The sequence below is a fragment of the Acinetobacter sp. 797_lipA genome, assembly GCF_058243025.1.
In genome coordinates this window covers 1-9,380 of the sequence record NZ_JBZAYQ010000006.1, presented here as the reverse complement: position 1 = coordinate 9,380, position 9,380 = coordinate 1, and the positions used below count along the sequence as shown (strand labels likewise).

The 9,380-nt window shown below is 34.2% G+C and carries 12 protein-coding genes; 10 read left to right on the top strand and 2 right to left on the bottom strand.

Annotated features, from left to right (window positions below; translation table 11 throughout):
* Positions 1 to 1,147: 1,147 nt before the first annotated feature.
* The 10 genes from AC4CU2_RS18910 (at position 1,148) to AC4CU2_RS18865 (ending at position 7,661) form a co-directional block, all read left to right on the top strand.
* Positions 1,148 to 1,534 (top strand): hypothetical protein, encoded by a 387-nt coding sequence (locus AC4CU2_RS18910; protein WP_262551129.1) that lies wholly within the window; start codon positions 1,148 to 1,150, stop codon positions 1,532 to 1,534.
* Positions 1,531 to 1,710 (top strand): hypothetical protein, encoded by a 180-nt coding sequence (locus tag AC4CU2_RS18905; protein ID WP_262551126.1) that lies wholly within the window; start codon positions 1,531 to 1,533, stop codon positions 1,708 to 1,710. The genes AC4CU2_RS18910 and AC4CU2_RS18905 overlap by 4 nt, the downstream gene beginning before the upstream one ends.
* Before the next feature lie 939 nt (positions 1,711 to 2,649).
* A complete protein-coding gene (locus AC4CU2_RS18900; protein ID WP_262551124.1) occupies positions 2,650 to 2,961 on the top strand; it encodes a hypothetical protein in 312 nt (103 codons plus the stop codon).
* A gap of 174 nt (positions 2,962 to 3,135) precedes the next feature.
* On the top strand, positions 3,136 to 3,528 hold the full coding sequence (locus AC4CU2_RS18895; RefSeq protein WP_262551122.1) for a BrnA antitoxin family protein: 393 nt from the start codon (positions 3,136 to 3,138) through the stop codon (positions 3,526 to 3,528).
* Positions 3,529 to 3,574: 46 nt separating this feature from the next.
* On the top strand, positions 3,575 to 3,838 hold the full coding sequence (locus tag AC4CU2_RS18890) for a protein L (protein WP_262551120.1): 264 nt from the start codon (positions 3,575 to 3,577) through the stop codon (positions 3,836 to 3,838).
* A 199-nt stretch (positions 3,839 to 4,037) separates the two neighbouring features.
* Positions 4,038 to 4,625, top strand: coding sequence for a hypothetical protein (locus AC4CU2_RS18885; protein WP_490769392.1), 588 nt, complete (start codon positions 4,038 to 4,040; stop codon positions 4,623 to 4,625).
* 64 nt (positions 4,626 to 4,689) lie between these two features.
* Positions 4,690 to 5,715 carry an IS30-like element ISAba125 family transposase gene (locus AC4CU2_RS18880; protein ID WP_004994718.1) on the top strand — a complete coding sequence of 342 codons (1,026 nt, stop codon included), beginning with the start codon at positions 4,690 to 4,692 and terminating at the stop codon, positions 5,713 to 5,715.
* Positions 5,712 to 6,527: a hypothetical protein gene (locus AC4CU2_RS18875; protein WP_490769391.1), complete on the top strand. Its 816-nt coding sequence runs from the start codon at positions 5,712 to 5,714 to the stop codon at positions 6,525 to 6,527. The genes AC4CU2_RS18880 and AC4CU2_RS18875 overlap by 4 nt, the downstream gene beginning before the upstream one ends.
* A gap of 585 nt (positions 6,528 to 7,112) precedes the next feature.
* Positions 7,113 to 7,370 carry a hypothetical protein gene (locus AC4CU2_RS18870; RefSeq protein WP_262551135.1) on the top strand — a complete coding sequence of 86 codons (258 nt, stop codon included), beginning with the start codon at positions 7,113 to 7,115 and terminating at the stop codon, positions 7,368 to 7,370.
* A 21-nt stretch (positions 7,371 to 7,391) separates the two neighbouring features.
* The gene (locus tag AC4CU2_RS18865) at positions 7,392 to 7,661 is read left to right on the top strand and encodes a hypothetical protein (protein WP_262551132.1); all 270 of its coding nucleotides are present in this window, start codon (positions 7,392 to 7,394) and stop codon (positions 7,659 to 7,661) included.
* Between the two features lie 188 nt (positions 7,662 to 7,849).
* On the opposite strand, the gene AC4CU2_RS18860 is transcribed toward AC4CU2_RS18865, so the two are convergent.
* Entirely contained in the window at positions 7,850 to 8,416 is a 567-nt protein-coding gene (locus AC4CU2_RS18860; RefSeq protein WP_068550826.1) for a plasmid replication DNA-binding protein, read from the bottom strand.
* A gap of 76 nt (positions 8,417 to 8,492) precedes the next feature.
* Positions 8,493 to 9,380 carry a replication initiation protein RepM gene (gene repM, locus AC4CU2_RS18855; protein ID WP_068550825.1) on the bottom strand — a complete coding sequence of 296 codons (888 nt, stop codon included), beginning with the start codon at positions 9,378 to 9,380 and terminating at the stop codon, positions 8,493 to 8,495.

Below are 9,380 nucleotides of genomic sequence, written 5' to 3'. Positions count from 1 at the left end.
AATAAAACCATTGATTTTCTTTTATATATGACAACTATATACTTGTCATATTTGGTAGTCAATCCGTCATAGTTAAGTAGTCAATCCGTCATAGTTAGTAGTCAATCCGTCATAGTTAGTAGTCAATCCGTCATAGTTGAACGTTGAAAGGCTTGCTCCATAAGGGATACAGCTCAATGAAAAGATTTAAAAGATATAAAAATAATTAAAAATACGTTTGAAAAAATTGCCCTTGGTTTTCGCTACGCTCAAACTCTATTGAATCTCGCTTTCGCTCGATTCGTGGGGCAATTTTTTAGATCATCCTGTTGTGACTTTGAGAAAAAGCAAAAACAAGAGCAAAAGAAACTCGGAATTCGCTTCGCTCATAAAGCTTTTTTACTCGCTACGCTCGATCTAGGCCCAATTTTCTGCATGTGATTTACGCTTATTTAGGCTTCACAGCCTAAAAAGCTGTTTTTCAGAGAGTCGAGGTGCGAATTTTGGTGCTTCGCTCGTAGACACTCACTCTATTCATCCCGATTAGAATAAAAATAGTCTCTATTTGGCGCTCATTTGCGTTTTTTGACCTGATTACTCATTTCAATAGTCGATTCTATGTCTTATGTAAAAATGTGGCTGAAATCGCATGTGAGAGCGTTTTAACTTAGGTTTTATTTTTGACCTGTAGGCTAGAGTTTTCGCTTATAGATTTTTCTCTTAAAAATACAATAGTCAGGATCTCTTTTGGCCAAGCACTATCTTTACTGTCAGTTAAGTCAATTAAATGGATTGGGAGCCGGTACATACCGGCAATTTTTGGTTCACACACCACGCATCTAAAGATAAAGGCTCTAAAGCCTTATGCTATAAGGGATACAGCGGTTTTTGATGTGTCTGGAAAGCGTTTACGCTTTTATCATGATTTTTATTGTATTTCATAGGCTTAGATGTAAACACTTTTTGTTGCAGATTAAGTGCAATATTTACTTACAAAACAATAAGATAGCTTGTAATCACCTTTGTTTACGCTTTTATATAAATTTCTCTTTTTATATTAGATATTTAACCTGTAATCATTAAAACTTAATACAGTGTTTACTTATATTTGATAGTTACTTTTTAGAAATTAGGTGCTTAGATTGAAAACAAATGATAGGAGTTTTTCATGAACAGTACTCGAACCGTTGCCGTCAGATTAGACAATCAGGTTGCACAAGAATATGAACGTTTGGCTCAGTTGAAGGGCGATAAACTAGGGACTTATCTGCGGGATTTGCTGACCAGTAATTTACAGATGGCCAGTATTGAACGGCAGGCCAGTCGGATTGAAACAGTGGTGAATGATTTTGAAAAGCAGATTAACTATTCCCTCGATAAGTTTACTGAAGCCAATTATCTGAACAAAAAATTCTTTGAAGATTTTGGTGGAGTGTACATGATGCTACTCGGTACGCTTATGCAGTTAAAAGTAGAAAGAGATGATATTCGCGGTATGCAGAGACAAGGAAATGCGTATGCCCAAAAGAACTATTTTGAAGGGAAAAAGCCATGAGCAATATTATTCAACTCTCTAAACCATGTGCTTTCTGTGATTCAAGGGAAAACGTACAGCTTTTTGCAGGGCTAATGCTTTGCGGAAATTGTCAGGAAAACATCCGGATCACTAATCCTGGCATGTTTGAGGTCAATGATCAGATTGAACAAAAGGCCCAGGATTGGATAAATTAAAAATTATATCTTCACTTGAAATAAAAAAATTCAACCACAGATAAAGTGTTGAATTTCGATAACTTATTTTTGGATTTTATATGAAGTATACATCAGGGCAAATCGTACCTCAGTCTGGAATTTATGGTGTTTACACTAGTAATGGTGTGAAAACAAATGAAGCTACATGTGTCAAAGGAGAACCTTTCCCTCCGACACCGGCTCCAAATATGTATTATAAAATGGTACGAGCAACCCGTTAATAAGAAATAAAAAAGCCCGACTATTGTCGGGCTTTTTTATTTCACGATGAACTATTCTTTAGGAATGGAGTCATGCGAATTAAGAATACGATCAGAAGTGATGAAGCAAAAATCCCTATTAAGTCCCAATAACTATTAGGTACTTTTATGAAACTTATAGATACCCCTAGAACACATAGAAAAGTTGCAAAAATTAAGCCTAGATCGTTTTTCATGATAATTCTTGGTTAGCCTGTTTATTGATCAAATATATAGCTTAAGAGTATGAATGTGAATAGTGAATAGTTACCAAAATCTACGTTTTACAGTATAGAACAACTCTGCTGAAATTTTGGTCGATTTAGGGGCTACCCAAAATAAAAATTTAAGTTGGTAACTTTAAATAGCATCATATGCAAAGTGGTTCGATCCTTTTAGTGAAGGTTAAAAGCCTATTCTAAAAGGATCGAGCTAGAATTCTTATAAGAGATTTCATATTAGATAGAAAAGCTTATCAAAAAAATATTGAAATCTATGCAAAAAGAACGTATATACTATTTGTATATACAAAAAATCAATAAAATTGAGCTTTTATTGTTCAAATGAGAGGTTTATCTCTTTATTTCGTTGACTAACACCCTGTTATAGTAGATATTTGGCTAAAACCGTGTATATACAAAATGTATATATGAAACTATAACGTATTGAGGGTAGAATAATGGTTGAAGATAATGAACCTTTTCTAATTATCTCTGCTCGTGTGCGACGTAAGTTAGCAGACAAGCATTCCGTAGTAGCTGCAGAAGTTTTGCAGTGTTTTCTTAACTATACTGAGAATAATTTTTTAGAAGATTCTCGGGAAAAAAATAAAACGAACCCACCAACAAAGTGGTTCATCTCTGAAACAGATTCGGGGCGATTGTTAAAGGTTTGTTTTATTTATTTAGAAGACATTCAAAAGATTGTTATTAAGTCAGCTTTTGAACCAAATCAAGATGAATTAAATATCTTCTTTCCAGAAGAGCGTTAATTCTTAGACAAACTTGAACATTCTGAGAAGTGAAGACTCATCATTGTTCAGAGTGTTCGGGTTATCTGATAATTCCCCATCTTGGTCGATGGGGATTTGTTCAGGTATACATCAAATACGCTTATTTAAAGTGACGTGAAGAAAACACGAATAAATTGTTAATGGGTATAGATTATGAAAAATATAGATCAACATTCACCTGAAGTAGCAGATCTTGAATTAGATGATGCTACACAGTGGGAAAGTAGAGAATTAGGATCAGATCCTCAATTTGCAAGATCTACATCGGTTCCAGCATCTTTCCATGAGTTATTAAATAAATCTAATAATATGCAGATGATTTCAATTCGGTTGCCGAAAGATCTTATAGACGATTTAAAGAATATAAGTAAGGCACAAAAAATGGGATATCAAGCATTAATGCGTGAAGTATTAAAGCGTTTTGTCGATGCCGAAAAGAAAGTTATGTATAGAGAACTTATGAAAGCTAATCAGGAATTAGAGCAGCAATTAAAAGATGCTGAGGAACTTTTAAAAAAGCATGGTAAAGAGAGAAAAAGGGCCTGACTAATTTAATTGTTCAGTAAGAAATATTTTTAATTGGAGATTTAAAGTGGCGATTGTTAATAAAGATACAGAAAAATTTATAGTAAAAATAGATAGTTCTAAAGAATGGTGGACTAATACCTATAATCCTGCGGATACAGTTCCTGTTTCGGGTATTTATAGATGTAAAGGTTGTAAAAGAGAAATAACCAGTAATGCTGATGACATATTTCCACCACAGAACCATCATCAGCATACTGCATTAACTGGAGAAATAGAGTGGCAGTTAATAGTAAGAACAGATACAAAAGGAAATAATTGTGGTATCTAAAAAAGCCGTTGATTAAGTATTTAAAAAGCCGACTTTTAAGTCGGCTTTTTAAATACTTAATCAATTAGGTTGTTGATTTATATTACTTCAAATAAGAATTTCTATTATAAGTTCCAATGTGTTGAATGGATTTAGAATAGTTGGGCTTGTGTGAAGAGTGTATTCATAATTTATTTAGACATAAAAAAGGGGGAAACCAGTGGAATTAGAAAAGTGTAAAGACACCTTACTTATTGAAAGTGTGAAAGATATACAAAGTACTATAAGGGCATTAGATGTCAAGACAGGCTTCCTTTTTGTATTTCTTTGCGTGCCATTTAGTCGGATTGAATCTATTAGTCCTGCTTTTCTGGCATTAATCCAAAAAAATATTCTTTTTACATTAGTAATAATTCTATTTTTTTTAGTATGGGGATTTTCATTGTTGGTTTTATTTATGGCTGTATCTCCACAAAATAATCCAGCTGATAGTGTTGATTTTAATGGTATCTCAAAGCAGCCGAAAGGATTCCTTTTTGGGGGGAATCTTTTTCAAAAGCTATCTCCAATGAAGTACCTAAATTCATCAGCTATGCCTGATAAAAAAAATAGTTTAGATGATGAGATAAATTACTTTAAGAGCTTAACTGAAGATGAGTATATTGCTGAATTAATGTTTGAACGTTTAAAACTTATAACAATTAGAAACTTGAAGCTTCAAAGAATAAGTGTATGTATTAAATCAATTTTTTTATTGATTATTATTGCAGCAGTTATTTGGATTTGTTATTTACTTATTAAGGCTTAACTCAAATGAAGGCAGAGTAAAACTTGAAGTGCGACATAAACCACCTAATTAATTTAAAGGGTTTATGGAGTATATAAAATTGTCATACCATCATCTTAACTTTGAAGATCGTACTGCATTAATGCTTGAGTCAAGAAAAGAAGGCTTTTCAGCCAGAAAATTTGCTGAACTCATTAAAAGACATCCTAGTACGATCTATCGTGAGCTTAAAAGAAATAGCATCAATGACGTTTATCAAGCTCGATATGCTTCTGATAACACCTTCGCTAGACGTAGACGTGGTCACAGAAAACTCAAAATCGATTCAATCCTCTGGAAATTTATTGTTGAAGCGATCCGTTGTTTATGGTCTCCTCAGCAAATAGCAAAGCGTTTAAAGACATTTCCTGATTTGGATCAAACAATGAATGTAAGCCATACAACGATTTATTCAACGATACGAGCATTACCAAAGGGTGAGTTGAAAAAAGACTTATTATCCTGTCTGCGTCATGAAAATAAAAAGCGAAAAGCTAACGGTGAACCTAAAAAAGATTCTATATTACAGGATATTAAAACTATTCATGAGCGCCCAGCCGAAGTTCAAGAAAGAAAAATACCGGGTCATTGGGAAGCTGATTTAATTAAAGGTAAAGACAATAAAAGTTCGATAGCAACACTTATTGAACGAAATACACGGCTCTGTATCTTGGCAACATTACCTGATGCAAAGGCAGAATCAGTGCGCAAGGCTTTAACTGAAGCTCTGAAATATTTACCTGCAGAACTGCGTAAAACGTTGACCTATGACCGTGGACGCGAGATGTCAGAACATAAAATACTCGAAGAAGATTTAGGCATAGATGTATATTTCTGTGACCCACATTCACCTTGGCAAAAAGGCACATGCGAAAATATGAATGGTTTAATTAGGCAATATTTACCTAAAGGGATTGATTTAAATCAGGCAGATCAGCATTATTTAAATCAAGTTGCCATGTCACTGAATACTCGTCCTAGAAAGGCGTTAGATTGGCTTACACCATTAGAGAAATTTGCTCAGCTTGTTGATTATCATATGGCTTTTGAAACTGTCGCACCTCATGTTTGAATTCGCCGAATATAAAAGAATACTCTAATATCATTGGCATCAGTGAAAGCGATATTCTTCATTTAAAGAAAATAGTTTCGACAACTTGTGATGCACATTTGCAAAAAGCTGAATATGACTGGAAAAAGACTAATGCTAGTAATTTTATGATACTGGATGAGGCAAGGGTTTCTGTTGCAAAAGCAGAAGATAGTCATCCAAGTTTGATTCCAGGACATGATAAAGTAAGTCTATTTGACCCTAAAATTGATGATTTCATAGCTATTGTTTGTGATATCAGGAAATCTACTGAAAGATTAAAAACATCAAGAAGTGAGCTTAAAGGAATAGATAGCGGAATTCAGCGGGTTTTTTATGAAACTTCTGCTTTGTTACCTTCATTAGAAGTCACCATTAATTTTTTTCAGGGGAAAGTCACTGAGTATTTAGGCGATGGACTTTTGGGATTTATACAATATAAAGATAAACAGCAAATTTATGATTCATTTCATGCCTCAAAGGCATGTGTCACATTAACTAGAGATATTGTGAATGATGCTCTTTTAAATAAACATAATTTACCTTCTTTAGATATCGGTGTCGGTTTAGCACTATCTCCAGCTATGATTAGAGTTGTCACCGAAAATCATGTGAAAGCATTTGGAGAATGTGTTTGGAAAGCTACAAAACTTTCTGATGGAGTCAATATTGTCCAAATTGATGATAAGTTAAAAGATAAATGGCCTGTTGCAAAAACAGGTGGTATTTCTTTTAGTCGGCGAATGACAAAAAGTGGTTTTGCAGGATATCGGGCATTTCCTCAAATTAAGTAAAACCAATATAATACTGATTCTTCTAAAGAATTAAGCCATAAAAAAGCCCGACATCCTGTCGGGCTTTTTCGTATTTGATGCGTTAGGTATAACTCCTGTCGTACCTGCATTCTCCGTTGCTGTCTTTTCTTATTCTTATCTGGAGCATCCTGCTCTCTATGTCCCCATGATAGGAAATTGATGAAGAATGGTATAGACGCAAAGCACCTGAATGGACGTGCGCCAAAACGTACAAGTCTGGCCACTTTTTATCCCAAGAGTTGTCCGCAGAAATTGGGGATTGTTTAGGCTATGTATGGCTTGATAAATCACAAAAATGCGTCATTTTGATTAAATATTGATCTATTTTGTTGGCAAGAAGTATCAAACCTGCTCATAAAAAAGCCGACTTGTTTTTAAGTCGGCTTTTTGCTGTTTTTGAGGTCAGTCAAAAGTTTTAACTATCTGAAAAACAATAATATTTTAAATTGCATTTCGTATAAGCGCTATTATCTTAAATAGAATATCTTGCGAAGAGATAAACTTAATGCTAATTTGACTGTACAATTAAGATCTTAACTGTACAGTCAGGATGAGGTGAATTTAATGGCTAGAGTCCATATTATTGATTCTGTAAAGAAAGTCTATCCATCAGGATGGACTTTATGTTTTCAATGGTGCTTGTATGACTATGAAAATGGTAAAACAGATAAAGGATTTAGATTTATTTGGAGAACTCCTGAAGGGAAATTACAAGCAGCTAGGGGACAAGCTCGTATACCTGATATTGAGGCTATTCATTTTTTAACTGAGCAAGCCAAAAAAGAAGGATGGGCTTATAAAGGTGATGAAAAGACAATTTAAGCTTTATTATTGGAGATTCTCTTGAATAATTTAACATCACAAGAAGAGAAAGAAATTAGGGAATATATTAGTATTTATAATCGCTTAAATTTTAGTAAGCATTATGAGGTTAATAATTTCATTTCTATAAATCGATTGTGGTATAGATTTCCAACAATAAGATCTATGAATACTCATGCAAATGGGGCCACTGTTCCTGGAATATTTCCTAAGTATTATTCTATTGTATGTAAGTTAGTTGGCATGGAAAGTGGTGATGGTACAAGTTTAGAAAAAAGTGAAGAATATTAACTTTATCTAAAATTAACATAATACACCTTATACGAAATGCTATTTTTATTCTGATATAAATCATAATCTTATCGTATATAAAAAAGCCCAATCACTACCGATTGGGCTTTTTACGTGAATAGTCGTGTTCCACGTCTATTCTTTGATCAATGTTCCACACTTTTGATTAGCTCAGTTGAATAATGCCCTTAGCCATTCGGCAAGAAAAACCGGCTTAACCACCCTCTTTTCGGCTGCTCCGGTTCAACATGCTCCGGCACCGGAATACGCTTATTTTCTGTTTCGACCAGAGTAGTCAATCCGTCATGTTTAGCTTCTGCTGTGTCCGGTTCTGGAGCTGTTTTGGTCATGCTTGGTTGCAACGGTTCTTGATCGGTAAACGTAGTCATATTGGTTTTTGGGGCTTCTAATAGACGTTGCATTGCCTCAATTTGTTCGTCCTTAACATGTAACTGATCATTCTTAGCTTTTAATTCATCTCGTTGAAATTTCTCACGGTCATGAGCCTGTTCTAGCTGTTTTTGAAGCATGTGAACCTGTTGTTCAAGCAAGTGAACTTCTGACAACTTTCGTGTTTCGGTTGTCTGTGAACTGTTCACATGTTTAGATGGTTCACCAAAGACTCGAATAGCTTCAGAAAGATCAATTTTACCATCGCTATTCTTACTTAAATTACCTTTATTTATTTGTTTATAAACGGCTTGACGAGTCATTCCATAGAGGTTTGAAAGTTCGATAACAGATAGTGATTTCATGTTGTAATTTAGGTTGTCTATTATGTGAACTAAGATACATTAAGAAACAGTCAACCGCTACATACACAATCAAACCTCACCCTTTAAAACCTAAATTCCTAAGATGAGGAATAAATTGCTTTTGTTGTATTGGATCTCTAAGCATTTCTTTTATTCTTGATGCCAGTACATCATAGCTTTCTCCTTGAGCTGCTAAATGCGATAGCTCATGTAAGCGAGAAAGCTGATTGCCAAACATATTGATTTGAGCGTCTGTTAGTTTATAAACCTTATCTTGTTCGTTATGTTGATTAATACTTTTTGATTTTTCTTTAAATGAAAAAAGAATATGGGTGACTTTACGACCAGTTTTTTTCTGCTCATAGGAAACGCTTAATGGGCTGCATTCATTTATTTGGTCTACAGCAGTATCAATTACCCGTTTTTTGAAATCTGCAAATAGTGGGTATTTTTTGCCAAGCTCCAACATGCTTCGTAAGCTCTCAACAGAGATTTCACGCTTACCTATTTGTCTGTATTGCACCAATAATTCATAAATACGAATACCATATCCACTATTGATCCCAGCAATATCTGATAGAGCATACTTAGTAAATTCTCTACTTAAATTAGATATGAAGGGCAAGATAGGTTTTGAAAAACGAATACCAATGATACTTTGACTATCCAAAAACTGGATCTCTTGTACCCACCTCATTTTTATAGATTTATCATCAATACTAAGATTAATAGATCTTTCATAAAGTCTATTAATACCTTCTTTTAAGTCTCTGTATGCGGTTTTTTCATGTACTCCTAATAGCTGTAGTTCATTAACGCTTACAGGGTATAACTCATCATCAGTAATAGGCTGGCTCTTCGGAATACGTGAAATAGCTGCCAAGACGATACGCTGTTCTACAGCACTTAATTGATAGGAAGCTTCTATAACTTGATTTGATTTAACAATTTGATTCTTATCCAA